The organism is Tardiphaga sp. 619_E2_N8_4 (assembly GCF_051810905.1).
GTDB classification, from domain to species: Bacteria; Pseudomonadota; Alphaproteobacteria; order Rhizobiales; family Xanthobacteraceae; genus Tardiphaga; species Tardiphaga robiniae.
This window is the reverse complement of record NZ_JBPWQJ010000001.1, coordinates 5,220,620-5,245,101: the sequence shown is the minus strand read 5'-3', so window position 1 is coordinate 5,245,101 and position 24,482 is coordinate 5,220,620. Positions and strand designations below refer to the sequence as shown.

Genomic DNA, 24,482 nt, shown 5'->3' with positions numbered 1-24,482 from the left:
TGTTTCCTAGTTGAGCGTGGCAGAATGGACGTTTGTTGTCGCGCCGTCGAGGCTCATGGCCAGCACGCGCGCGACATGCAACGCGTGACGGGAGGCGCCGTCAGCGATCTGGTGCCGGCAGGATGTGCCGTCGGCGATGATCAGCGTATCGGCGTTGGCCTTGCGCACGGCGGGTAGCAAGGACGCTTCGGCCATCTGGATCGAGACGTCATAGGTGTCGGCACCATAGCCGAACGCGCCCGCCATGCCGCAGCAACTGGATTCGATGGTCTCGACCTTCAGATCCGGGATAAGGCGCAAGGCCTGTTCGACCGGCTTGAACGCACCGAATGACTTTTGATGGCAGTGGCCATGCACTATGGCCTTCGGCGCGATCGGCTTCAGCGGCAGTTGCAGACGGCCGGCCTCGGCCTCGCGAACCAGGAATTCCTCGAACAGCATGGCGTGCGCGCTGACGCTCCTGGCCGTATCGTCGGAACGTAGCGACAGCAATTCATCGCGTAGCGTCAGCAGGCAGCTCGGCTCAAGGCCGACAATCGGCACGCCGCGTGCCGCGAAGGGTGCATAGGTGGCGACCAGACGATCGAGTTCGGCGCGCGCCTGATCGACAAGGCCCGCCGAGAGGAACGTACGGCCGCAGCACAGGGCACGACTGCTGCGACCCACCGGCTTCGGCAGATGCACGCGATAGCCACCGGCGGTGAGCACGCGCAGTGCGTCGTCGAGGTTCTCGCGCTCATAAGCGCGGTTGAAGGTGTCGGCGAACAGCACGGCCTCGCGGCCATCGGCGGGGCCGATGGCTTCGGTATCCCTGTGAAATACATCGCTGCGCCATTCCGGCAGGCTGCGCTTGGCGCTGATGCCCGCATAGCGTTCCAGCAGGTTGCGTAGCAGCGGGCTCTTGTTGCGCAGATTCGCCAGCGGCGCAGCTCGGGCGGCCAGTGCGGCATAGTGCGGCAGATAGCCGACGAGGCGATCGCGTAGCGTGAGGCCGTGCTTCGTGACGCGCGCGGCCAGAACCTCGATCTTCATCTTGGCCATATCGACGCCGGTTGGGCATTCATGGCGGCAGGCCTTGCACGACACGCAAAGTTTCATCGTGTCGGCCATGGCATCCGACGTCAGCGCATCCGGACCAAGCTGGCCGGAGATCGCCAGCCGCAGCGTGTTGGCGCGGCCGCGTGTGACGTCCTTCTCGTTGCGCGTGGCGCGATAGGACGGGCACATCACGCCGCCCTCTAGCTTCCGGCATGTGCCATTGTTGTTGCACATTTCGATGGCGCCCTGGAAACCGCCGGCGGCGCCGGGCCAAGCGGACCAGTCGAGCGCGGTCTTCAATTCGCCGACGCGATAATCCGGCGTGTAACGAAACAGCGAACGATCGTCCATCTTGGGCGGATCGACGATCTTGCCGGGATTGAGAACATTCCGCGGATCGAAGCGATGCTTCACTTCGGCAAAGTCGCTGATGATCTGCTCGCCGAACATTTCGGCGTGGAATTCCGAACGCACGAGGCCGTCGCCGTGCTCGCCGGAATGCGAGCCCTTGTATTCCCTGACTATCGCGAAGGCTTCTTCGGCGATGGCGCGCATTGCCTTGACGTCCTTGTCGAGTTTCAGGTTCAGCACCGGGCGGACATGCAGGCAGCCTTCCGAGGCGTGTGCATACATGGTGCCGGTGGTGTCATGCTTCCTGAAGATCGCGGACAGGCGTTCGGTGTAGTCGGCCAGATGCGGTAGCGGTACCGCGCAGTCCTCGATGAAGGAGACCGGCTTGCCGTCCTGCTTCATCGACATCATGACGTTAAGGCCGGCCGCGCGAAACTCGGCGATGCCAGCCTGAAGCGCGGGCTCGGTGACGTCGACCACACCGCCCCATTTGCGCGGCGGGTTGTTCCAGCCAAAGCCGAGATCGCCCATCAATGCGCCCAGCTCTTTCAGCTTGGCGGCATTCGCGGCCTGATCCTCTTCCGCGAATTCGACGATCAGCAGCGCATCCGGATCGCCGCGCACGGCACTCTTGATGATCGGCTGGAACATCGCGATGTCGCGGCCGAGTGCGATCATGGTGCGGTCGACGAGCTCGACGGCGATGGGCTTGAGCTTGACCAGATGCTGGGTCGCATCCATCGCTTCATAGAAGCTGCCAAAGTGGCAGACACCGAGCGCCTTGCTGCCGATGAGCGGCCATAGCTTGAGTTCGACCTGCGTGGTGAAGGCGAGGGTGCCTTCGGAACCCACGAGGAGATGCGCCATGTTGTTGGCGGTGTTGCGCGGCGTGAGCGCATCGAGATTGTAGCCGCCGACACGGCGCTGCACCTGCGGGAAGCGTTCCGCGATCTCGGTCGCTTCGCGCTCGCCGAGCGCCAGCATGTCGCGAAACAGGGCAGGCGCATCGTCCCCGGAATTTACTTCGCCGAAATGCAGCAGATTGCCATCGGCCAGTGCGGCATCCATCGCGATCGTGTTGTCGCGCATGGTGCCGTAGCGCAGCGAGCGACCGCCGCATGAATTGTTGCCGGCCATGCCGCCGATGGTAGCGCGCGACGCGGTGGAGACATCTACCGGAAACCACAGCCCGTGTTTCTTGAGCTGCCGGTTGAGATCGTCCAGGACGATGCCAGGCTCGACGATGCAGGTGCGGTTCTCGACGTCGAGCGAGATGAGCTTGTTGAGATGTTTGGAGAGGTCGATGACGATGCCGTCATTGACGGTCTGTCCGCATTGCGAGGTGCCGCCGCCGCGCGGCGTAACGATGCGGCCATCGTCGCGACAGATCGCCAGCGCGCGCAAGGCTTCGTCGATGGTGCGCGGCACGACCACACCGAACGGTACGATCTGGTAGAACGAGGCATCGGTGGCATAACGGCCGCGATTGAACGGGTCGAAGAACACGTCGCCGGAGACTTCCCGTGACAGCCTGGCAGCCAGCGCGCTGTCTGCAGCCGTGCTCCGAATGATTGCCGCCTTCGCCATGGATTCCCGCCTTGTCCCTCTATCGTCCTGTCTTGCATCCGGATTCCGGGTTGGCAACCCGGCGGTGCCGCGCTCCGGCAGTGGCAAGGAGGGGATACGGGAGGGATAAGAAATCCTCATGGCTGCCCCACGTTTTTCTTCAGCGCTCTGGTATACCAGACGCGGGACAAGCCGTTTGAAAGGTGCTATCCGGGCGTTTCAATAAAAATGGACTCCCTGGGAAGGACGAGACATGACCGTGCACACCGGAAGGCATTTCCTGCAGATTCCTGGCCCGACCAACGTACCCGACCGGGTGCTGCGGGCGATGGATATGCCCACGCTGGACCATCGCGGTCCTGAATTCGCCGAGCTCGGCCTCCACGTTATTGCTGCGATGCAGCGTGTATTCCGGACCAAGCAGCCGGTTATAATCTATCCGTCCTCGGGCACCGGCGCCTGGGAAGCCGCCATCGTCAATACGCTGTCGCCGGGCGACAAGGTGCTGATGGCCGAGACCGGCCAGTTCGCCACGCTGTGGCGGGGTCTCGCCGAGAAGTTCAAGCTCGATATCGATTTCGTGCCGGGCGACTGGCGCCACGGCGCCGATCTCGCCGAGATCGAGAAGCGTCTCGCTGCCGACAAGTCGCACGCCATCAAGGCCGTGATGATCGTGCATAACGAGACTTCGACCGGTTGCGTCACCCATCCGCAGGATGTCCGCAAGATCCTCGACCGCGTGAAGCATCCCGCGCTGCTGATGGTCGACACCGTCTCGGGTCTCGGCTCGCTGGAATACGAACATGACGCCTGGGGCATCGACGTCTCCGTCGCCGGTTCGCAGAAGGGCCTGATGCTGCCGCCGGGCCTCGGCTTCAACGCCGTGTCCGACAAGGCGCTGGCCGCCTCCAAGGCCAACAGCTCGTTCCGGTCCTATTGGGACTGGGAGGAGATCATCGCCGCCAACAAGCTCGGCTCGTGGCCCTATACGCCCGCCACCAATCTGCTCTACGCGCTGAAGGAAGGCGTGGCGATGCTGGAGGAGGAGGGGCTCGACAACGTGTTCGCGCGCCACAAGCGCCATGGCGCCGCCGCCCGCGCGGCTGTCAAGGCCTGGGGTCTCGAGACGGTCTCGATCGAGTCACATGATCACTCGCCGGCGCTGACCGCGGTGCTGATGCCGGAAGGGCATGACGCCGACGTGTTCCGCAAGGTGGTGCTCGACAATTTCGACATGTCGCTCGGCACCGGCCTCAACAAGTGGAAGGGCAAGATCTTCCGCATCGGCCATATCGGCCACTTCAACGATCTGATGCTGATGGGCACGTTGTCCGGCGTCGAGATGGGTCTCGAACTCGCCAAGGTCCCCCATCGCGCCGGCGGCGTGATGGCAGCGATGGATGTGCTGACCGGCAAAAGCGTGGTGCCGATGACCAAGGCTGCGGTGGCTTAAAGGCCACGAAATCCCGTCTTTGAGGCCTAACAATCTACTGGAGGCTGGAGCATAATCGCTCCAGCCTTTTCAACATGTTGCGGCGGAATGCTGCACCAGAGGACGAATCACATGAACGCGCCCACGCCCGCCACTGAAGACCTGCTGTATTCCGTCGAGAACGGGATCGCGAAGATCACTTTCAACCGTCCGCAGGCGCGCAATGCCATGCTGTTCTCGATGTATGAGCGGATGGCAGAGATCTGCCAGGCCGCCAATGAGGACCACTCGATCAAGGCGATCATCCTGACCGGCGCCGGCGACAAGGCCTTCGCGTCGGGCACCGATATTTCGCAATTCCGTGAGTTCAAGACGGCGCAGGACGCGCTCGATTACGAGGCGCGGATCGACCGTGTGCTCACCGCGCTGGAGACCTGCCGGGTGCCGACCATCGCCGCGATCGCCGGTGCCTGCACCGGGGGCGGCGCCGGCATTGCGGCCTGCTGCGACCTGCGCATCGGTACGGCTGCCACGCGCATGGGCTTCCCGATTGCCCGCACCCTCGGCAACTGCCTGTCGATGTCCAATATCAGCCGCGTGATGGCGCTGGTCGGACCGGCCCGCACCAAGGACATGATCTTCACCGCCCGCCTCATCGAGGCTGATGAGGCGCTGGCGCTGGGTCTGATCAACGAGATCGTGCCCGATGTCGAGACGCTGCAGCGCCGCGCGCTGGAACTCGCGCAACTGGTGGCCAGCCACGCGCCGATCACCCTCGAAGTGACCAAGGAAGCCGTGCGCCGCCTGCGCCCGACCCTGACCCGCGAGGAGGGCAAGGATCTCGTGCTCAAGGCCTATATGAGCGAGGATTTCCGCGAGGGCATGGATGCCTTCCTGAACAAGCGCAAGCCGAACTGGCAGGGCAAATAACGGGCAGGCGACGGTCTCGGGCAATCACCTCATTCCGCCGCCCGGCAGCTGAACAGGGTGCCGGCCCCTGACCAAAGTCGGCCTTCGCATGCGCGGGACATGCTTGAAGTCACGGTCAATACCCCGCACAATAGAACCAATGAAAAATGGCGGGCATCCAATGTCCGCCGATCTCTACAGGGAAGAAACCAATGTCCAAGTCGATCAGGGCCACAGCTGCGCTTGCAGCCGTGCTCGCCAGCGCGCCCATCCTCTCATCGGCCACATCGCCGGCCATCGCTTGGGAGCCCACGAAGCCCGTCGAGATCGTCGTTGCAGCGGGCGCCGGCGGCGCCTCCGACCAGATGGCGCGCATGATGCAGGCTGCCATCCAGAAGAACAATCTGATGAAGGCGCCGGTGGTGGTGTCGCTCAAGGGTGGCGCATCCGGTGCGGAAGCGCTGATCTACATGAAATCCAGCGACGGCGACGCCAACAAGGTGCTGATCGCCTATTCGCTGATCTACATGCTGCCGCTGTCCGCCAAGATTCCGTTCAACTGGCGCGACCTCACACCGGTGTCCGTCGTCGCGATGGACCAGTTCGTGCTGTGGGACAATGCGGGTGGCGCCAAGACGGTGAAGGAATTCATCGCGGCGGCCAAGGCTGCATCGTCGCCGTTCAAGATGGGCGGCACCGGCTCCAAGCGTGAAGACCATGTGCTGACGGTGTTCATGGAAAAGCAGACCGGCGCCAAGTTCTCCTATCTGCCCTACAAGTCGGGCGGCGAGGCGGCGACGCAGCTCGTGGGCAATCACACCGAAGCCAACGTCAATAACCCCAGCGAGAATCTCGAAGTCTGGCGCGCCGGTCAGGTGCGCGCGCTCTGCGTGTTCGACAAGGAACGCATCTCCTACAAGACCAAGGTCACCGAGACGCAGTCGTGGAACGACATCCCGACCTGCAAGGAAGAGGGCCTCGACGTGCAGTATCTGATGCTGCGCGCCATGTTCCTGCCCGGCAAGGTGACGCCCGAGCAGCAGGCTTTCTATGTCGACCTGTTCGAGAAGGTGACCAAGACGGCCGAATACAAGGACTACATGGAGAAGCAGGCGCTGAAGCCGATCTTCCTGAAGGGGCCGGAGATGCTCAAGTTCCTCGAAGAGGACGATGCGCTCAACAAGTCGCTGATGACCGAAGCGGGATTCGTGGCGAAGTAAAGCCAATGACTGTCATGCTCCGCGAAAGCGGGGCATCCAGCAAAACACCGACAGCGAGAAAACCACTGACGGCTCGCATACCGTCATCACCCGCTTTCGCGGGTGATGACAAGTTTCTTTGATGCGCGAGCGTGTATCCTTTCTCCATCCTTAGAAACCATGCCAATGTCCAATACCGACCTCGAAATCATCGTCGAAGATCCCACCGCCCCGGAGGACGACTCGCCCTCTGTCGTCAGTACGCGCACCATCGAGATCATCGTCTCGCTGGTCCTGCTGGCACTGGCCATCGTGCTTGGCTTCGACAACTGGCGCACCGGCATCGCCTGGGATTCCACGGGGCCTCAGCCCGGCTATTTCCCGTTCTATCTCTCGGTCATTCTCGGTGGTGCCAGCCTCTATGGACTGATCGCGACATTCTTCGCCCGAAGTGGCGGTTCCGACACTTTCGTCACCCGCGCACAATTGCGGCGCGTGGCGCTGGTGTTCATTCCCACCGCACTGTTTTGTCTCGCCACGCAATTCCTCGGCATCTATGTCGCGAGCTTCGTGCTGATCGCCGGCTTCATGCGCATGGTCGGCAAGATCGCGCTGTGGAAGTCGCTGCTCACCGCCTTCGTGTTCACCGCGATCATGTTCGTCACCTTCGATGTCGCGTTCGACGTCATCATGCCGAAGGGGCCGATCGAATCGGCTCTCGGTCGCTAGGACTACTGAAATGGAAGCCTTCGGACTGTTGATGCACGGCTTCGCCGTGCTGATGACCTGGAAGATCATCTCGCTGATGGTCGTCGGTCTCGTGCTCGGCATCTTTGTCGGCGTGCTGCCGGGCCTCGGTGGCCCCAACGGCGTCGCCATTCTGTTGCCGCTGACCTTCACCATGGATCCGACCTCGGCCATCGTGATGTTGTCCTGCATCTATTGGGGCGCGCTGTTCGGCGGCGCCATCACCTCGATCCTGTTCAATATCCCCGGCGAGGCGTGGTCGGTGGCCACGACCTTCGACGGCTATCCGATGGCGCAGCAGGGCAAGGCTGCGGAAGCACTTACGGCGGCGTTTACCTCGTCCTTCATCGGATCGCTGGTGGCGGTGATGCTGATCACATTTCTGGCGCCGATGATCTCATCCTTCGCGCTGAAATTCGGCCCGCCGGAATTCTTTGCGGTCTATCTTCTGACCTTCTGCTCCTTCGTCGGCCTTGGCCGCGAGGCCAAGCACAAGACCGTCATCTCGATGGCGCTGGGGCTGCTGATCGCCGGCATCGGCATGGACACGGTGTCGGGCAATCTGCGCATGACCTTCGGCTCGGACAATCTCCTGCGCGGCATCAACTTCCTCGTCGCGGTGATCGGCCTGTTCGGCATCAGCGAAATCCTGCTCACGATGGAAGAACGCCTCGCGCTGCGCGGGCACGCCGCCAAGATCAGCCTGCGCACGGTGCTGAAGGTCTGGATGGATCTGCCGAAATACTGGGTGACGCTGCTGCGATCGTCGGTGATCGGCTGCTGGCTCGGCATCACGCCGGGGGGCGCTATTGCGGCGTCCTTCATGGGCTACAATCTCGCCAAGCGCTTCTCCAAGGATCCCGAAAGCTTCGGCAAGGGGCGCATCGAAGGCGTGTTCGCGCCGGAGACCGCGGCGCACGCGTCGGGCACCGCAGCGCTGCTGCCGATGCTGGCGCTCGGCATTCCAGGTTCCGGCACTGCGGCGATCCTGCTCGGCGGCCTGATGGTGTGGGGCCTCAACCCAGGCCCGCTGCTGTTCGTCGAGCACAAGGATTTCGTCTGGGGCCTGATTGCCTCGATGTATCTCGGCAATGTGGTCGGTCTCGTCATCGTGCTGACGACCGTTCCCGTCTTCGCCTCGATCCTGCGGGTGCCGTTTGCGGCTGTGGCGCCAATGATCGTGGTGTCTTGCGCCATCGGCGCCTATGCGATCCAGAACGCGATGTTCGACATCTGGCTGATGCTCGGCTTCGGTGTGGTCGGCTATGTGTTCAAGAAGATCGGTATTCCGCTCGCGCCATTCACGCTGGCGCTGGTGCTCGGCAGCCGCGCCGAGGATGCGTTCCGCCTCGCCATGATCGGCTCTGGTGGTAGCGTCGGTGTGTTCTGGTCCAATGGCCTCGTCGGCACCATCACCACGCTGGCGATCACGCTGCTGTTCTGGCCACTGATCGATCGGGCCTTTACGGCCGTTGCACGCATCTGGCGGCCGACGCCGGTGACGACGTAAATCGTGCTCGCGCGTGGCTGGACGTCGGCCTAATCCGGCAGTGACGGCTGCGCCAGATATGCCAGCAGCTTTATCTCGCGGCGGCCGCGGGTGACAGTGTCGAGCACGAGGCCCGACGAGAATGAGAGCACGCCGACGATCATCAGGCCGGTCGAGAGCACGGCGGTGGGCAGCCGAGGCACCAAACCTGTTTCCAGATAGGTGACGGTGATGGGAATCGCGAGGCCGATGGAGACGATGCCGAAAAACAGGCCAATTGTGCCGAAGAAGCGCAGCGGCTTTTCCGAACGATAGAGTTTCATGATGGTGCCGAGGATCCGGAAGCCGTCCTTCCACGTTCTGAGCTTGCTGATGGAGCCCTGCGGTCGCGCGAAATACGGCGTCTCGATTTCAGCGACCGGCAGTGCGAGCTGCAGCGCATGAACGCTCAGTTCGGTCTCGATCTCGAAACCATCGGACAGCACCGGGAAGGATTTGACGAAGCGTCTCGAGAATACGCGATAGCCTGACAGCACATCCTTGAAGTTCTGACCGAACGTCATTGACAGAAAGCCGGTGAGCAGTGAGTTGCCGGTACGGTGGCCAAGGCGATAGGCGGCAACCTGCTGCTCAATGCGGCGGCCCACCACCATGTCGAGGCGATCGTTTAACAGCGCTTCGATCATAGCTGGCGCGGATGTCGCGTCGTAGGTCGCATCGCCATCGACGAGAACGTAGATATCGGCATCGACGTCACCGAACATGCGGCGCACGACATGACCCTTGCCTTGACGGGGCTCGCTGCGAACAACCGCCCCCGCCTGCGACGCGACTTCGCGTGTGCGATCTGTCGAGTTGTTGTCGTAAACATAAATCGTGGCGGCGGGCAGCGCCCTCCGGAAATCGTTCACGACCGTCGCGACTGCGACCTCTTCATTGAAGCAGGGGATCAGGATAGCCACGCGGGGCGGTGCGCTCATGGAGCCTTCCGGCGGGTTCGAGGGGCAGCACGATCTCCGATCGACTGCGCCTGGACGAAGATGTGCTCCCGATTAATGCAGCCTACGGCGTTAATTTTCATAGTACTTGATGGTTCGCCGCCTCAAACCACCTTGCCGCGCCGCAATTCGGCGATCTCTTCGGCGCCAAAGCCAAACTCGGCGAGTAGCTCCTCAGTCTGCTCGCCGACTTCTGGCGGCCGAGTGGCCATGTGGCTCGGCGTGCGTGACAGCGTGAAGGGTTGGCCAACCAGCGTGATCTTGCGGTTCTGGTCGTTGGGTACGTCCTGAGCGAGGCCAAGGTGCTTGACCTGCGCGTCCTCGAACATCTGGTCGACGGAGTAGATGGGCCCGCAGGGCACGCCGGCGGCATTGAGGTCGTTGACCCATTCCTCGGTGGTGCGCTTTGCGGTGCAGGCGCTGATTGCGGCGTTGAGCGCGTCGCGGTTCTTGGAGCGGGCAGGGCCGGTGGCGTAATCGGGATGGGTGATCAATTCAGGGGCGCCGACCGCCTGGGCGCAACGCTCCCAGATCTTGCCGCCGGTGGTGGCGATGTTGATGTAGCCGTCGGAGGTCTTGAACACGCCGGTGGGAATGCTGGTCGGGTGGTTGTTGCCGGCCTGTTTGGGTACGTCCTGTTCCATCAGCCAGCGCGCGGCCTGGAAATCCAGCATGAAGATCTGGGCCTGCAGCAGCGAGGTCTGGACCCACTGGCCCTGACCGGACACATCGCGCTCCAGCAGGGCTGTGAGCACGCCCAGTGCGCAGAACAGTCCGGCGGTGAGATCAGCCACGGGAATGCCGACCCGCATTGGGCCCTCGCCAGGGGCGCCTGTAATGGACATCAGGCCGCCCATGCCCTGGGCGATCTGATCGAACCCCGGCCGCTTGTGATAGGGGCCGTCCTGACCGAAGCCCGAAATGCTGCCATAGACGATACCGGGATTGATCGCCTTCAGGCTCTCATAATCGATGCCGAGCCGGGCTTTTACATCCGGGCGAAAATTCTCGACCACCACGTCGGCCTTTTCGACGAGCCGCTTGAACACCGCGAGACCGCGCGGGTCCTTCAGGTTCAGGGTCATGGCCCGCTTGTTGCGGTGTAGGTTCTGGAAGTCCGAGCCTTGGCGCGGGCCACCGGGCTGTTCTCCCGCAGCGTCGTCGCTCAGCGCATCGATCTTGATGACATTGGCCCCCCAATCCGCGAACTGCCGGACCGCTGTCGGGCCCGAACGGATCCGGGTGAGGTCGAGAACGGTAAAGCGGGAGAGGGCCTGCGAGGCGCGCGGGAAGGGCATTCAGAGGCTCCGGTGATGCGGTGGAGTCGGAAGGTGGCTCTTACCTTTACCTTTCGCGCAAACCGGCGGCGTTGTCATGTCCTGAGCGGCAGACGCGGTGTGCATCCCCATCGGGTTGCGTAAAACGGGATGCCACAAATGGCTGTAACTGGAGCTCCAGCTTGCGCAGCCACTTGGCCACAGGTCTAACCGTTTGAATAATAAGGAATTATTTTGAGGTGTACGTATGTTTGAAGGTGTTTTTTGGACTTATCGTTTTCGCTGTCGGCTATACGCTGAAGATGGGTCGTGGCCCGCAGGGCGGATGTGCTGCATGGCGAATTCATCGAGCCGAGCGAACCGCGCCTGCCCGCTACCGCGCCGACCTCGCTAACATTCTGCACTATCTGCACGGTGTTCAGCTGCCCGCCCGACGCTAGTCACGCCCCGATGAATTGCGAGTAGCGAGCATTGCTGTTCGCAACGTTATGACCCGCGACAGGATTGGCGCGCCCGCGATAAACTCGATAAGGATTTTCTAATCACGCGACCCGAGGAGGCATGACTAGCGCACGCCGCCGTAATGGATTGGTCAGGATGAAAAGTCTCGTCATAGGTGCCACCGGAATTGTCGGCAGTCATATTGTGCAACATCTCGTAGCAGCCGGTGAACGGCCGACGGCGTTGTCACGAACGCGACACCACAACGCGCAGATCGACTGGATTGAGGGCGACCTCGGTGCGCCTGATGCGTTGCCGATCGCCGCCTGCGAGACGCTATATTGTACGGCAGATGTCGGTCTGCTGGCGGAGGCGTTGCGGCATCTGGATTGCTCGGCGTTGAAGCGGGTCGTTGTCTTCACTTCCACCAGCATCGTCACCAAGATGGATTCAGAGATTGCTGCGGAGCGCGAGCACCTGCGGCGGTTGGTCGACGGTGAACAGCGGCTAATCGCCGTTTGCGAGCAGCACAGCATCGGCTGGACGATCTTGCGACCGACGATCATCTACGCAGAGGGCCGGGACGGCAATGTCTCGCGGCTGGCGCGCTTGATTCAGAAGTTTGGATTCTTGCCACTGATGGGCAGTGGCGTTGGTTTGCGCCAGCCGGTGCATGCAGAGGATCTCGCTGTCGGTGCGATCCAGGCCGCAGCTAGTGCTGCGGCGGTCAACAAAACCTATGCGCTGCCGGGCGGCGAGACGATTACTTATCGCGAGATGGTGGGGCGGATATTCGACGCGCTTGGCAAGCGGCGGCGCATCATCTCGGCGCCGCCCATCGTATGGCGCGCTGCATTTGCTTTGGCCAAACCGTTTTTCCCTAACGCAAATGCCGCTATGGGTAGCCGGATGTCGATGGACATGGTGTTCGACGGCGCTCCGGCAGCCGGCGACTTCGGTTGGAGCCCGCGTGGATTTCGGCCGAAGTTTAGCACGTCTGGCTAAGGTTGCTGGCGCCAGTAATTCAGCACCGACTCCAGCATCGTGTTCCAGCTTCGCGTCGGTGCCCATCCGAGCAAGTTGCGGGCACGCGCCGCATTGCCTAGCATCACCGGCGTATCATTGGGGCGCAGCAGCGCGGGGTCGATTGCGACATCAATCTTCACGCGCGATAGCGCCACCAGGATGTCGAGTGCTTCCTGAATGGCGCGGGCATCGCCCGATGCAAGATTGATAGCGGCGCCATTCGGCAGGTCGTCAAACCGCAGCAGAGCCTCGGCGTAGGCGTCGACCACGTCTTGTACGTCGAGAAAGTCGCGGCGGCTTCGGAGGTCGCCGACGCGGATTACCGGCTCTTGTTCGCCACGTTCGATTTTGGCGATCTGAGCTGCGAAGGCAGGAATGACAAACTGGGTATTTTGGCCGGGGCCTGTGTGATTGAACGGGCGTAGCCGCAGGACACGCAGGCCGCTCAGCGCCATCTGGCCTAGCATGATATCGGCCGTCGCCTTCGCTGCGCCGTAGGGATTCACGGGCTGCAGCAGCGCCATCTCGTCGAGCGCCGTATTGCTCTTGAAGCTCGCGCCATAGACCTCGGCACTGCTGCAATGGAGCAGCCGGCACTCCGGCAAAAATTCGGAGATTGCTAGCGCGATGTTCTGAGTGCCGGAGAAATTCACATTCCAGGTGAGCCGGACGTCGCGGTTGGCTGCGGTGACAGCCGCGATAGCGGCAAGATGCACAATATGGGTCGGCCGCTCGCTCTGAAGGACGCAATTGACTTCATCCGCATTGGTGATGTCGAGATGAATGCTCTTGCAGTTCGGCAGATTGGCATTGCTACCGGCATGTCTGTCCGCCAGCACAAGCTGGCCATCGGCCGGCAATACGGCTTTCAGTCTCCGGACGAGGTGGTTGCCGACGAATCCGCCGGCCCCCGTGACGAGAACCTGCATCGGCCCATTCAGGCTCATCTGGCTAACCGATCTGCTGCCTGACCCGCATCAGGTCGGCTTCCACCATCTCGCGGATCATTTCCTCCAGTGAAATGTCCGCCTTCCAGCCGAACTTGGCGTGGGCTTTCGCCGGATTGCCCAGCAGCAGATCGACTTCCGCCGGCCGGAACAGCGCGGGATCGATCACGAGATGGTCGTCGATCTTCAGGCCGACATGGTCAAAGGCGATGCGGCACATGTCGCGTACGGTGGTTGTACGCCCGGTGGCGATGACATAGTCATCGGCCACCTCCTGCTGCAGCATCAGCCACATGGCGCGGACAAAATCCTTAGAATGGCCCCAGTCGCGCTTGGCGTCGATATTGCCGAGCCGCAGTTCCTTCTGCTGGCCGAGCTTGATGCGCGCAACGCCGTCGGTAACCTTGCGGGTGACGAACTCGATGCCGCGTACCGGGGATTCATGGTTGAACAGAATGCCATTGCTGGCATGCAGTCCAAAACTCTCGCGATAATTGACGGTCATGTAATGCGCGAAAACCTTGGCGACAGCGTAGGGCGAGCGGGGATAGAAAGGCGTCGCTTCGCTCTGCACCGGGTCCTGGATCAGGCCATACATTTCCGAGGAGGAAGCCTGATAGAACCGCGCCTGCGGCGCGTCGAGCCGCACGGCTTCGAGAACGTTGGCGGCGCCGAGGCCGGTGACTTGTCCGGTCAGCAGCGGCTGGTTCCAGGACGACTTCACGAAGGATTGGGCACCAAGATTGTAGACCTCATCGGGCTTGACGTCGCGCATCGTCCGGATCAGCGACGATACATCGAGCAGATTGCCGTCGATGAATCTCACATCGTTCTGAATCTTGAGCCAGCGCAACTTGGCGTCGATAACGTCTGCTGAACTCGAACGCCTGACCAGGCCGTGGACCTCGTAGCCTTTCTCAAGCAGCAGCGCCGCCAGATAGGCGCCATCCTGTCCTGTTACACCAGTGATCAAAGCTCGCTTCATGATTTAACTTTCAAAGACCCGATGTGTGGAGGAAATCAGCTCATTCGGTTCGGATTATGACCGATGCGTATGGTTCGCGCGAAACGAATAGTGCTGTCATGCCTCGCCATCGCCGGAAACGCCTCATCCCGGGCAGCCTACGCAAAAATCCCTGTATCTGGGATGTCACCGCGTCAATGCTAAGGCCTTATTTGGGGTGTTGCGTATGTTTCAGAGACTTGTCGTTTTGCGGCCATCATTCGCTGTTGTTACCAGTGCCAAGGGGCAAGCTTCGCTGAGTCATCACGATGATAGGCGAATGTAAGGCTGTGAGCGCAGGCAAAGCGATACGGGCGAGTGCACCGACGCAGAAAAGAAACGGCGGGTCCGGAGTGCACTTGCAATGCCCATATCGGCGAGAGTAGCGGGGCCGTTCCCGTTTTTGACGATCGCATGCCACACTGCGTGGAGCGGTCCGACCATCAACATAATGGCAAATGTGTAAATCCACTGTATCGCATCCGGCGTCCATGCGCTCTGCAAAACCAGGGCACCGCTGACAGATCAAAGCGATTGCAGAGATCACGCGGCTCGACCACGGAATTAGAGTAGCGCCGCAATTCGCCTTCGAAAAATATACCAGACTTGCAATCTGATCCCGTTGAGCTGATGTTTGTCGGTAGCAACACGAGCTTTAAAAGCAATGGTAGTGCTGTAAGTGATATCTCCATTAGATGCGTAGTCTCATGAAGTCTTTTCCGCCGAAAAAGCGCGGGCGGATCTGCACATTTCAATCCGCGGTCCCGTTTCCTCAAAGGACTGCTGGACGGCAGCATTTGACGGGTGTTCAATTGGGGGGATAGCGCCGCTGGGCAAATCATGAGCTGAAAGAATCTAGCCATCGTCGTCAAAAATAAAACGAAGCTGCAAACGGGGTCATGAGGTTGATCTGAGTCTGCAAAACCGGACCATTTTTGGCTAGAGTTTCCGCTAGGGAAGGAGCGGAGAGCGACGAAGGCATCGACGTTTTCGGAGGCCAGAAGGCCGGCTTCCGTGGCTGCTTCCGCGCGCAGCTTGCCGGACCAGACCCGGAGATCGATCGCAGCTCGTACCTTGCGGGAGATCCGCCGCGCGGAGGGCGCTTTCGCCTTTGTGGGCTTCGATTTCACTCACAAGCGGATACCTCAAAATATCACACTCGATCGCTGTGATCGCGCTTGATCGCTGCTCCTGACGCCCCAGTCCGGCAAAGCACCCGAGGGGGCGGGATGGTCAGTCAGGGTTAAAAAGCAGCCAAACCAATCTGCCGTAATGGGCAAGTGCCCCCAACATGATAGCAATGGCCAATGCCATGATCACTTCGGTTCTAAGGGTTTTTCGTTTAAGGTGGTGTCCTTTCATATCATAGCAATTTGCTACGATTTAAACGGTTCCAGGTTGTATTGGATTGAGCCCGCAATGAATCCGTGATCCAATTGACTCTCGGAGGCAGCCATGCGGGTTCGATGGATCATCGTCGCCGGTGCGATCGGCCTGTTGGCAGCCTGGTGGTATCAAAACCTTGTGGCGGCCTATATCACCGTTTTCAGCTGCCTAATTTTGTTCGCCTTGCGTGTTATCAGCGTAAAAATGTCCCCCACTGTAGAGGACGTCGACTTTTCGCAATCGGTCGATCAATGAACACCGTCCATGACTTCGAATGCCGTCTGGCCCGAACCGGTTGGAGTCATCAACATGGGAATGAATTTAGATGGCCCGATCTATTTACAGAAAAACGGGCTCCTAACGGTCGAAAAGAATAAGCTGCTCGATATAGGGCCGCAGAACGTCTATTTCGCGCGCGAAGATCAGATCCGCGAATTTATTAAAAACCAGGGTTCCGACGCGAGCGCGAATGAGGACGAGATCCAGCGCCTGATCTATTTCTCGACGCCCCGTCCCGAGGAACGCACGACGCTTTTCTCTGAAATCACCGATCTCACCAATATCGAATACGATTCCATCGATGTTTGTCCCGGCCTAAAGACTGAGATTCTTGATCTGAATTTCGACATGCTACCCAGCAGGATGGTGGGGCGTTATGATGTGGTGCTAAATTTCGGAACCACAGAGCATATTTTTAATCAGTGGAACTGCTTTGAAGTGATGCACGACGCGACGAAGGTCGGCGGCGTGATGTATCACCAGCTGCCGGCGAGCGGGTATCTTGACCATGGCTATTTCTGCTACACGCCGCTGTTCTTCCGGGAGATGGCACAAGCCAATGGCTACGAGATTATCGACATGTTTGTGACGCCAGCCGGCGAAAGTAAAATTGACAACCTTCATCTGCCGGCACGTTCTTCGCGATCGATATTTGAGCGTGTGAACTCGATGGGCGATGACAACCGAATCCCGGCTCTCAATATTCACGTCGTGCTGATGCGAACATCCGATCGCCCGTTTTCCTGCGCGTTGGAAATAGCAACAGCCCATGCTCCCGCTGATGCTGGAATGCTGACCCGCTACCAAGGCAACAGTCACCCGGTACCAGAGCGAGAGCGGGTGAGACGTGAACTTGCAGAGATCCAGGGTTCGCGATCTTGGAAAATCACCAAACCGCTACGCGATGTCTCCGGATACTTCCAGAGGCTGCGCCACTGACTGTATCGTGCTTCAAACTCCAGGGCGCTCCAGCGCTATGAATGATCCTGACGACTGAATCCTGTTGATGTGTGCTCGACCTCGTGCACGAAGATCAGATCAATCCCCAGCTTCTCGGCCAGCATGTTACGCGAATTATGGCTAAGCGCGATGGTCCAGTTGATCTGAGCCTGTAAAACTGGGCCATTTTTGGCTAGAGTTTTCCGCTAGCCTTCGTAGGCTGGAAGTAGCGGAGAGCGACGAAGGCATCGAAGTTTTCGGAGGCCCAGAAGGCGTTTATTTTGAAACAGGGCGCTGATGGCGTGCGGGTGGCGGACATCTGCCGGAAGGCGGGGATCAGCCCGGCGACCTACTTCAACTGGAAGAAGAAATACGACGGTTTGCCGCCGACCAAAATGCGGTGGTTGAAGCAACTCGAGGACGAGAACGCAAAGCTGAAGCGGATCGTGGCGGACCTGTCGCTGGACAAGGCGATGCTGCAGGACGTGCTGTCAAAAAAGCTCTGAGGCCTGGCCGCAAGCGCTTGTCGACAAGGTGCGTACTGACTGGAAGGTCTCGATCACGCGGGCCTGTTCGACCCTTCGGATCGATCGCGCACTTTACGTCTACAAGTCGAAGCGCAGCGACCAGGCCGCTCTCAAGCGCCGGATCAAGGACATCTGCGAGACGCGGGTGAGATACGGCTATCGGCGGGTCCATGTCCTGTTGCAACGTGACGGCTGGGCCGTCAACGTCAAACGCATCTATCGCCTTTATGGAGACTTAAGCCTGCCATTACGCAACAAAACGCCGAAGCGTCGCGTGAAGGCAAAGCTGCGAAAGGATCGAACTGATGCACGTCAGATCAACGAGACATGGGCAATGGACTTCGTCCACGATCAGCTTGCCACCGGTCGCAAGATCCGTGTGCTACGATCGTCGACACCTTCAGTCGCTTCTCTCCGGCCGTCGATCCGCGCTTCAGTATCGAGGGGAGGATGTCGTGCTGACCCTGGAGCGTATCTGCAAAACCGTCGGCTATCCCAAGACAATCCGCGTTGACCAGGGATCGGAGTTCGTCTCCCGCGATCTGGATATCTGGGCTTACCAAAAGGGTGTCGCGTCGTACTTCTCGCGCCCGGACAAGCCGACCGACAACAGCTTCATCGAATCGTTCAACGGCAAGTTCAGAAGCGAATGCTTGAACCGTTCCTGAGCCTTGACGACGCACGGCAGAAAATGGAGGATTGGCGGAGAGACTACAACGAGGTCCGGCCACATAGCGCGATCGGCAACAAGGCGCCGATATCGCTGTTGAACGGCTCATCGGCGTCCCCGCCGGCATGAGCTCAACCTGAAAATTCCAGCACGCGCTGGCCTAGTTTTGGGGAGCACTTGAAGACCGGCCGAGACTCGAATCTCCGCTGGACGAAACTCCAGGGGCAGGTCAAGTTTTGCAGGCTCATATCAGAGGCGGCATACCTACTTCGAAGGCCTTGGTTGGATAGGTACAATTCTGCCGGCTGCGCAGAATGTTATTGCTAAATAAGGTCACTTAATGCCGAAAGCCTCAGGCAGCGATGGTTGGACGATATGCATGCTTAGCCAGCGAGAGCCAGAGAAAGTCAGGTGACCGTAATCCCAAACGACCAGATCATGAGCGAGGTCGTCGCCGAACCTCGTCAAACATCCCTCCGCGTTGCATAGGGCGTCAACAAGGGGCACGTAATAAGTATTTGGGGGGAACCTCATAACCCGCATTTTCCGATCCATCTCAATCGAAGCTTGGTCAAGATCAGCATTTGTTCTTATAGGTATCGCACGACCAGCTTGCACGTAGCGTCTGGCCAAAATGTCCGGCAGAAACCCCTTCCATGTCGGGATCTGCCCTACAACAATAACCTTCTTCGCGCCAAGCTGCTGCAATTGCAAAAAGCGCGCCTCTAAATGAGAAATGAAATCGGGTCCTTTGTAGAAGAGAGGTGTCGATTCATGAAGCCAATACGCATTGAGTATCAGTACATCCGGTTTGATCCTTCGGATAGCATCGTCAGCAAAGCGGTTCATTTCAACGCAAGCCGGGTCAGATGTATCATTGCCGAATGGGCCACACCAACCTGAGCTCATCTGCAAGAGATTGAACTGGTACTGGGCGGCTATTTCGCGGAGCCCAACGGACAATGAAGCTGAATGTGAATCGCCGAGAAGGAAGGCCGTTGGTCGAGAAGGATCAGCAGGTGTCAAACATCCATTAGTAGTGAACCACTCAGCTGATTTATTACCGGGAAGCTGGAAACAAGGGCGGGGGCCATACTGATTCGTATAGCTGTTGATGTCAGGCACCTGTTGTAGCGACAACAACTTAGCGTCTCGAGACCACGGCCGAGTGGGCAAACCATTCAAAAGGTAAATGACGTACCCAGAAAGCCCAATGGCGGCCATTAGAGCCATTAAGCCGAGCGTTATACATCGATGTTTATGCGATTTTCTGATCGGTGTTTCGATAAATGTGAACGTGAGCCAAGCTAAGGCGACCGAAAGAGCGACAGCGAACCATCGGTAACCAGCCGGAAGATCGCCGCCCCAAAGAATGCGTGAGAATGAAAGGATCGGCCAATGCCAAAGGTATAGGGGAAAGCTGATTAACCCGAACCATACAGCAACACGACTTGAAAATACGGTTCGGTTTAGTAGCGCATCAGGGCCGGCCGATATGAACAAAATTGCGCCCACGGTCGGCAACAAAGCCCACCAGCCAGGAAATTTACTATCGGTATGCAGGCAGAAGATTCCAAGAAGAATAAGAAAGATTCCCGAGACGGACTCGACATCACTGAGGATCGATGGTTCCCGCCGCCTACTGCCGTCGAACAAAATGGCGGATATTACGCTACTGGCGGAGGACCTAAATTTTGATCTTGCGGTTTGGTACCGCAATAACGTCAGCGCCAAGATCGCACCGAGACACATTTGCCAAAAGCGGGATTGTGGTGAATAAAAATCACCTATCGGGTCACGATTGAGCATGGAAATGTTCATTGCAAAAGATACAGCAGCATAACCACAGCAAACGGATACTAGGTTCAGTCGAAGCTTCCAGGCTAGCCAAAGTAATATTGGCCAGATGATGTAGAATTGCTCTTCAACGCCGAGCGACCAAAGATGGAGTAGCGGCTTTGAGTCTGCTGAAACGTCGAAATACCCACTCTCGAACCAAAGCACTATGTTTGAAACGAATCCCGCACCGCCAGCGAGATGCTTACCGAATTGTCCCAGCTCGCCTGATAAAAGATAAATGAACGCAAAGACCAAGCTGCTCAGTAAGACGACCGATAAAGCGGGAAAAATCCGCCGAATGCGGCGCGCATAAAAATCGAGAATATCTACTTTGGATCGCCGAATAAGGCTTCCGAAAAGAATAGTCGATATGAGGAAGCCAGATATAACGAAGAAAACATCGACGCCAACGAAGCCGCCCGTTACTGTTGTAGGGAAAGCGTGGAAGAGAACAACTGAAAGAACCGCCAAAGCGCGGAGTCCATCTATGTCCGGTCGATACTTCGGGTGAATATTCTCCACTGCAGACGATATTTTATGTTTATCAATGGACTCAAGCATTTCCACTCAATCAATCTTCAGCTGAACGCGTCCCTCATTTCTTCTTCAGGGCTCGCTGGTGGGTGGCTGCTATACCCCATTCGGACGAATCGCGCAAAGATTGGAAAAGCCTAGGTGGCGTGCCTTCTTTTTCATCGCTGCGGTACTGCAAGTGCCGCTCCGGGTGGCAAAGTGCAAGCTCCACGTCTCTTGCTGAAGCAATCTGGCAACCTCGGCTCCTAGGGTGCCAAGTGCTAGATTTGGTCTCGCCTTGTCCGTCGAGCCCACTTTTCTCGCTTACTCGCCGCCAGCTCAAAATCGACGGCTAACTCGTATCAATTCAATTAGAAAGCTCAGCGGATCGCGGTTGTGACGCGTTTGCGGGTCGCAATCGGTCGACGAAACGGCCGCATTCACGCGAGAGTTGGGTAGGCCATGTGTCGGCATATTTGACGAGCACGGTCGATATCGCAACGATGGCAATGATCGAAAGTGCGCCTGCGACCAAAACCGAGAAGATATAGTTCTGGCCTGCCATTAGCAAAACGATGCCCGACGTTATGCTGCAGATCAGCGGCAGGTGAACAAGGTACAGTGTGAACGAAATTCTTCCAAGGTAGCGGCCGAAGGCATTTCCGAAGAATGACTGCAGACGCGCGGACTGCAGGAGAGCGAGCATCAAGAGCAGCGAACCAATCTTATGCCAGTGTATCGAATTGGCTTCGCCAGGCCCGAGCATTGGAAGCCATTTGAAGAAGAATAAATGGTCGTAGGACAGAGCTGCGGGCATGGAGCAGAGGTATAGACCAACGAGGAACAGGACCTCCGGGATAAAGTAGTGCCGTGTGGGCATCTTCTCGGCCCATTCCCTGAAATCATAAAGCATTGCGCCGATCGCGAAGAGTGGAAAGTAGTCGAGCGGCGTCCAAGCTATGAATAGCAAGTAGCATGTAAAGCGAATGTAACGATTGGTACTCATGGCGGAAATAACGAACACATACAAAGAGCCATAAAGCTCGATCCGCATGGTCCACAGATTTGAATTGTAGACAGAGCTACCTTTGACGAAAGCACCGTAAATCGCTTCCCCGATTGCTCCAGGAAGGGAGGGGCGGAATTGGTACCAAATGCTGAGCCAGCCGCTATGCGTTATCTGAGAGGCGCGATAGTTCAGCATGCCGCCGACTTTCATAAGCACCAGCGGGATTAGAATAGTGATGAGCATCGGCAGAGCAAGACGGACGTAGCGACGCAAGAGCTGCGCGGCGGTGCTAAGACTGGCTCTCTCGGAAAGCCCGGCAAGAACGTAACCGCTAAGGATGAAAAATACAGAAACTGCGGCATTGCCGTTCCAAATGAATGCGATTGGCGACGTGCCTAGCCGCAAGTCAAGAGGAGTGTTCAGCTCGCCGGGGTTGAGCGTCACGACCGCTGGGAGAAGTGAGATCATCAAATGTGAAAACAAAACCACGAGCGATGCATAACCGCGGAGGCCATCGAGAAACGGCTGTCGCATGGCTAATCGTTGACAACGTGGCCGCGCTGAAATGCGCTATCAATCGAGATTGATAAGCCAGACTTCGCGGCAGCGCAAATTGACAGGCACACTTCAATCCGCGGGCAAATTGGCAAGTCGCGTGAGCTGCTAGCAAATGATGTCGGCCCGGACGTTCGTGCATTCATAAGACTAGTGCTCCTTGACCATATTAAGTTTTCGCATCCAGATGCAGCGGTTTCCGCTGCTAAGCAAGATTTGAAATAACTCTACTCGATCTATACAAAATCGAACCCGTCGACTGCAACGCTTCAAAAATCGAAGGGGCTCGCGATTTGAGTGCAAGATTCGCGCTCGAGATTTCACGCATGTGGCGGGTGCATTGGCCAAAATGATTGGGCGAGCCGCTGTAGTTCCAGTCAAGGTCGGGGGCAGTAAAGGCAAAATGCGAGTGCCTCAGCAGAATTTTGGATGAAAGGGACGTGGATTCCAACCAAAATCTGCAACCGCAGCCGACGCATCAAAAATCATATCCTTTTCCATGCGGCTGCCCATCTCCGCATTAGCATTGGGAAAAAGAGCTTAAAAATAGCAAACGCTGTCTGCCAAAGCAACGGCGGCGCAGAAATGATCCACCGAGGCTGGTTCAGACTGTCAAATATTCGACCAGCCGTCTCACGATAGGTGATGACCTCGCCCCCTGGTAATTCATAAGTCTTGTTGGCAGCTGCAACGCTGGCCGTGGCGCAAATAGCTCCGACCGCTAGATCTTGCGCGTGAACCGGCTGGCGCAAGCCCATGCCTTCCCCCGCCAGTGGTAGAAAACGGAATTTCCGGATAAGCTTGGCGAGACGCAACATTCTGGTCACGGCCTTCTGCATAAATGATAGTAGGGCGAAGAATTGTCCAAGCAATACCGAGCCGATCGCACATCGCAATGAGCCGCTTCTCCGCCGCGCCAGTTCGCTCATCCGAAGTGGCCGGGCGAAACCCTTGCCTGCATGGCAGCATTGAAGTTTGGCAATCTGCGCCTGCGGCGAGTGCCTTTCCTGCCGAACCCGGCTTATTTCATCGTCGAGTAGACGCGTATGCGGACGTCGTCGCCTGCTGCTAGGTTGGCCGCGCCGGCATGCGCGCTTGGATTCTGCTATAGACTCCGTAGATGGTCCGGCCAACGGCTTCGGCGGTGAAGCGCTGCAGGAATCGTTGATGTGCGGCCGTCCCCATACGTGTGCGAAGAGGTTCGTTTTGTATGAGTTGCTGAAGTCTAGCCGCAGCTTGTTCGACATCGCCTTTCGGCACGATAAAGCCCTCTACCTGGTCGTCGATGACACTGCGGCAGCCGACGACGTCGGTCGTAATGATCGGCCGGCCGGCTGCGGCGGCTTCGATCAGGCTTCGGGGAAGTCCCTCGCGATATGACAACAGCATCGCAATGTGATGTGTGCCCCAGATATGGCCGATATTGCTGACACGGCCGTGCCAGAAGATCGGGCCTTCTTTTTCCCAGCCGCGCAGCGTTTCCTCGGTCAATGTCATCCGGCTAGATGGATCGGTTGCGCCGTACAGGTGCAGTTCCACGGCGGAGCCTTTGGCATGCACCTGTTTGGTGGCAGCGACCGCCTCAGCGATACCCTTGCCCTCAAGCATGCGGCCGACGACGGCGACCTTGATCGGGCTTCCACTTGGGGGCGGAACGAACGGGTACTCTGCAGGATCGACGCCGACGCCGCCGATGATGGTGAGGTTGGCGGCGTCAGGCGCTATGCCGAGTTCGGCGGGATCTTCGGCATTCTCGAAGATGAATTCGGTGTCGGCGCGGTTGAGGATCTTGTCGACCAAGAGGCGCACCACGCGCCGCATAGCGCGCTCCTTGAGATCGTCATTGATCCAGAAGTAGACCAGACCTGTCGGCAGCAGGACCAGTTGCCTTACTCGCGCGAAGCGCGCTGCAATTCCCGCCAGAATGACCATCCGCAGCCCGATACAGTGTACGATGTCGGGCTTGACCGCACGGATCGTCCGTATCATCCGCATCATGACGAGCACGTTGTATAACGGGCCGAGATTGCTGCGTTCGCTTTCAAAAGGCAGCACCCGAAAGCCTTCCGCCTCCAGTCGAGCGCGGTGATTTCGCACACGCGTGACCACGCTGACCTCGAATCCGGCCCGTTGCGCAGCACGCCCGGTGACGGTGAAGTGTTCCAGGAAAGCCCAATCTTCGGGGGCGAAGTATAAGATCTGGGAGGGCAAGTGGCAGTTCCGGCGATTGAGTTCGCTTATGTACGTTCCGGGGCAGGGAGAATCAATTTTAGATGTGATGCAGATTTGGCGAGCGGGGAACGGCCGGCGGCTGAAACTGCAGTTTCGGGTGGACACCGGCC

21 protein-coding genes are annotated in these 24,482 nt (G+C 58.7%); 12 read left to right on the top strand and 9 right to left on the bottom strand.

Going from position 1 to position 24,482, the window contains the following annotated elements:
- Nucleotides 1-6 precede the first annotated feature (6 nt).
- Nucleotides 7-2,976, bottom strand: coding sequence for an FAD-binding and (Fe-S)-binding domain-containing protein (locus AB8A23_RS25050; protein WP_439057782.1), 2,970 nt, complete (start codon nt 2,974-2,976; stop codon nt 7-9).
- A 232-nt stretch (nt 2,977-3,208) separates the two neighbouring features.
- Here AB8A23_RS25050 and AB8A23_RS25045 point away from each other — a divergent pair, with 232 nt between their 5' ends.
- The 5 genes from AB8A23_RS25045 (at nt 3,209) to AB8A23_RS25025 (ending at nt 8,752) form a co-directional block, all read left to right on the top strand.
- Nucleotides 3,209-4,408 (top strand): pyridoxal-phosphate-dependent aminotransferase family protein, encoded by a 1,200-nt coding sequence (locus tag AB8A23_RS25045; protein ID WP_439057783.1) that lies wholly within the window; start codon nt 3,209-3,211, stop codon nt 4,406-4,408.
- Between the two features lie 111 nt (nt 4,409-4,519).
- Entirely contained in the window at nt 4,520-5,317 is a 798-nt protein-coding gene (locus AB8A23_RS25040; protein WP_439057784.1) for an enoyl-CoA hydratase/isomerase family protein, read from the top strand.
- 191 nt (nt 5,318-5,508) lie between these two features.
- Nucleotides 5,509-6,516: a tripartite tricarboxylate transporter substrate binding protein gene (locus AB8A23_RS25035; protein WP_184514932.1), complete on the top strand. Its 1,008-nt coding sequence runs from the start codon at nt 5,509-5,511 to the stop codon at nt 6,514-6,516.
- A 165-nt stretch (nt 6,517-6,681) separates the two neighbouring features.
- Nucleotides 6,682-7,224: a tripartite tricarboxylate transporter TctB family protein gene (locus AB8A23_RS25030; RefSeq protein WP_231077510.1), complete on the top strand. Its 543-nt coding sequence runs from the start codon at nt 6,682-6,684 to the stop codon at nt 7,222-7,224.
- Between the two features lie 10 nt (nt 7,225-7,234).
- Nucleotides 7,235-8,752 carry a tripartite tricarboxylate transporter permease gene (locus AB8A23_RS25025; protein WP_089267956.1) on the top strand — a complete coding sequence of 506 codons (1,518 nt, stop codon included), beginning with the start codon at nt 7,235-7,237 and terminating at the stop codon, nt 8,750-8,752.
- 29 nt (nt 8,753-8,781) lie between these two features.
- Here AB8A23_RS25025 and AB8A23_RS25020 read toward each other — a convergent pair whose 3' ends face one another.
- Both AB8A23_RS25020 and AB8A23_RS25015 read right to left on the bottom strand, forming a co-directional pair.
- A complete protein-coding gene (locus AB8A23_RS25020; protein ID WP_439057785.1) occupies nt 8,782-9,711 on the bottom strand; it encodes a glycosyltransferase family 2 protein in 930 nt (309 codons plus the stop codon).
- Nucleotides 9,712-9,833: 122 nt separating this feature from the next.
- Nucleotides 9,834-11,027, bottom strand: coding sequence for a CaiB/BaiF CoA transferase family protein (locus tag AB8A23_RS25015; protein ID WP_439057786.1), 1,194 nt, complete (start codon nt 11,025-11,027; stop codon nt 9,834-9,836).
- Between the two features lie 540 nt (nt 11,028-11,567).
- Here AB8A23_RS25015 and AB8A23_RS25010 point away from each other — a divergent pair.
- A complete protein-coding gene (locus tag AB8A23_RS25010; protein ID WP_439066031.1) occupies nt 11,568-12,452 on the top strand; it encodes an NAD-dependent epimerase/dehydratase family protein in 885 nt (294 codons plus the stop codon).
- Here AB8A23_RS25010 and AB8A23_RS25005 read toward each other — a convergent pair.
- Together AB8A23_RS25005 and gmd are read right to left on the bottom strand one after the other, a co-directional pair.
- Nucleotides 12,449-13,420 (bottom strand): GDP-mannose 4,6-dehydratase, encoded by a 972-nt coding sequence (locus AB8A23_RS25005; protein WP_439057788.1) that lies wholly within the window; start codon nt 13,418-13,420, stop codon nt 12,449-12,451. The two genes, AB8A23_RS25010 and AB8A23_RS25005, sit on opposite strands and share 4 nt — an antisense overlap.
- 4 nt (nt 13,421-13,424) lie before the next feature.
- Nucleotides 13,425-14,405 (bottom strand): GDP-mannose 4,6-dehydratase, encoded by a 981-nt coding sequence (gene gmd / locus AB8A23_RS25000; RefSeq protein ID WP_439057789.1) that lies wholly within the window; start codon nt 14,403-14,405, stop codon nt 13,425-13,427.
- A gap of 1,473 nt (nt 14,406-15,878) precedes the next feature.
- On the opposite strand from gmd, the gene AB8A23_RS24995 reads away from it, so the two are divergent.
- The 6 genes from AB8A23_RS24995 to AB8A23_RS24970 all read left to right on the top strand — a co-directional run bounded on the left by AB8A23_RS24995 (nt 15,879) and on the right by AB8A23_RS24970 (nt 18,353).
- Nucleotides 15,879-16,064 (top strand): hypothetical protein, encoded by a 186-nt coding sequence (locus AB8A23_RS24995; RefSeq protein ID WP_439057790.1) that lies wholly within the window; start codon nt 15,879-15,881, stop codon nt 16,062-16,064.
- 9 nt (nt 16,065-16,073) lie between these two features.
- Nucleotides 16,074-17,027 (top strand): hypothetical protein, encoded by a 954-nt coding sequence (locus AB8A23_RS24990; RefSeq protein WP_439057791.1) that lies wholly within the window; start codon nt 16,074-16,076, stop codon nt 17,025-17,027.
- Nucleotides 17,028-17,308: 281 nt separating this feature from the next.
- Nucleotides 17,309-17,533 (top strand): transposase, encoded by a 225-nt coding sequence (locus AB8A23_RS24985; RefSeq protein ID WP_439057792.1) that lies wholly within the window; start codon nt 17,309-17,311, stop codon nt 17,531-17,533.
- A 28-nt stretch (nt 17,534-17,561) separates the two neighbouring features.
- Entirely contained in the window at nt 17,562-18,068 is a 507-nt protein-coding gene (locus AB8A23_RS24980; RefSeq protein ID WP_439066030.1) for an IS3 family transposase, read from the top strand.
- Complete coding sequence (locus tag AB8A23_RS24975) at nt 18,010-18,222, top strand: integrase core domain-containing protein (protein WP_439057793.1); 213 nt, start codon at nt 18,010-18,012, stop codon at nt 18,220-18,222. The genes AB8A23_RS24980 and AB8A23_RS24975 overlap by 59 nt, the downstream gene beginning before the upstream one ends.
- Nucleotides 18,177-18,353 (top strand): integrase core domain-containing protein, encoded by a 177-nt coding sequence (locus AB8A23_RS24970; RefSeq protein WP_439060458.1) that lies wholly within the window; start codon nt 18,177-18,179, stop codon nt 18,351-18,353. Before AB8A23_RS24975 ends, AB8A23_RS24970 begins: the two co-directional genes overlap by 46 nt.
- A gap of 204 nt (nt 18,354-18,557) precedes the next feature.
- Here AB8A23_RS24970 and AB8A23_RS24965 read toward each other — a convergent pair whose 3' ends face one another.
- The 4 genes from AB8A23_RS24965 to AB8A23_RS24950 form a co-directional block, all read right to left on the bottom strand.
- Complete coding sequence (locus tag AB8A23_RS24965) at nt 18,558-20,624, bottom strand: acyltransferase family protein (RefSeq protein WP_439057794.1); 2,067 nt, start codon at nt 20,622-20,624, stop codon at nt 18,558-18,560.
- A gap of 319 nt (nt 20,625-20,943) precedes the next feature.
- The gene (locus AB8A23_RS24960; protein WP_439057795.1) at nt 20,944-22,119 is read right to left on the bottom strand and encodes an acyltransferase family protein; all 1,176 of its coding nucleotides are present in this window, start codon (nt 22,117-22,119) and stop codon (nt 20,944-20,946) included.
- 506 nt (nt 22,120-22,625) lie between these two features.
- Nucleotides 22,626-23,069, bottom strand: coding sequence for a hypothetical protein (locus tag AB8A23_RS24955; RefSeq protein ID WP_439057796.1), 444 nt, complete (start codon nt 23,067-23,069; stop codon nt 22,626-22,628).
- A 139-nt stretch (nt 23,070-23,208) separates the two neighbouring features.
- A complete protein-coding gene (locus tag AB8A23_RS24950) occupies nt 23,209-24,477 on the bottom strand; it encodes a glycosyltransferase family 4 protein (protein ID WP_439057797.1) in 1,269 nt (422 codons plus the stop codon).
- Between the last annotated feature and the right edge of the window lie 5 nt (nt 24,478-24,482).

Bases quoted from the DNA above. Each gene is read 5' to 3' on its own strand.
- AB8A23_RS25050 (WP_439057782.1), bottom strand. From the start codon at position 2,976: ATGGCGAAGGCGGCAATCATTCGGAGCACGGCTGCAGACAGCGCGCTG.
- AB8A23_RS25045 (WP_439057783.1), top strand. From the start codon at position 3,209: ATGACCGTGCACACCGGAAGGCATTTCCTGCAGATTCCTGGCCCGACC.
- AB8A23_RS25040 (WP_439057784.1), top strand. From the start codon at position 4,520: ATGAACGCGCCCACGCCCGCCACTGAAGACCTGCTGTATTCCGTCGAG.
- AB8A23_RS25035 (WP_184514932.1), top strand. From the start codon at position 5,509: ATGTCCAAGTCGATCAGGGCCACAGCTGCGCTTGCAGCCGTGCTCGCC.
- AB8A23_RS25030 (WP_231077510.1), top strand. From the start codon at position 6,682: ATGTCCAATACCGACCTCGAAATCATCGTCGAAGATCCCACCGCCCCG.
- AB8A23_RS25025 (WP_089267956.1), top strand. From the start codon at position 7,235: ATGGAAGCCTTCGGACTGTTGATGCACGGCTTCGCCGTGCTGATGACC.
- AB8A23_RS25020 (WP_439057785.1), bottom strand. From the start codon at position 9,711: ATGAGCGCACCGCCCCGCGTGGCTATCCTGATCCCCTGCTTCAATGAA.
- AB8A23_RS25015 (WP_439057786.1), bottom strand. From the start codon at position 11,027: ATGCCCTTCCCGCGCGCCTCGCAGGCCCTCTCCCGCTTTACCGTTCTC.
- AB8A23_RS25010 (WP_439066031.1), top strand. From the start codon at position 11,568: ATGACTAGCGCACGCCGCCGTAATGGATTGGTCAGGATGAAAAGTCTC.
- AB8A23_RS25005 (WP_439057788.1), bottom strand. From the start codon at position 13,420: ATGAGCCTGAATGGGCCGATGCAGGTTCTCGTCACGGGGGCCGGCGGA.
- gmd (WP_439057789.1), bottom strand. From the start codon at position 14,405: ATGAAGCGAGCTTTGATCACTGGTGTAACAGGACAGGATGGCGCCTAT.
- AB8A23_RS24995 (WP_439057790.1), top strand. From the start codon at position 15,879: ATGCGGGTTCGATGGATCATCGTCGCCGGTGCGATCGGCCTGTTGGCA.
- AB8A23_RS24990 (WP_439057791.1), top strand. From the start codon at position 16,074: ATGACTTCGAATGCCGTCTGGCCCGAACCGGTTGGAGTCATCAACATG.
- AB8A23_RS24965 (WP_439057794.1), bottom strand. From the start codon at position 20,624: ATGCTTGAGTCCATTGATAAACATAAAATATCGTCTGCAGTGGAGAAT.
- AB8A23_RS24960 (WP_439057795.1), bottom strand. From the start codon at position 22,119: ATGCGACAGCCGTTTCTCGATGGCCTCCGCGGTTATGCATCGCTCGTG.
- AB8A23_RS24955 (WP_439057796.1), bottom strand. From the start codon at position 23,069: ATGAGCGAACTGGCGCGGCGGAGAAGCGGCTCATTGCGATGTGCGATC.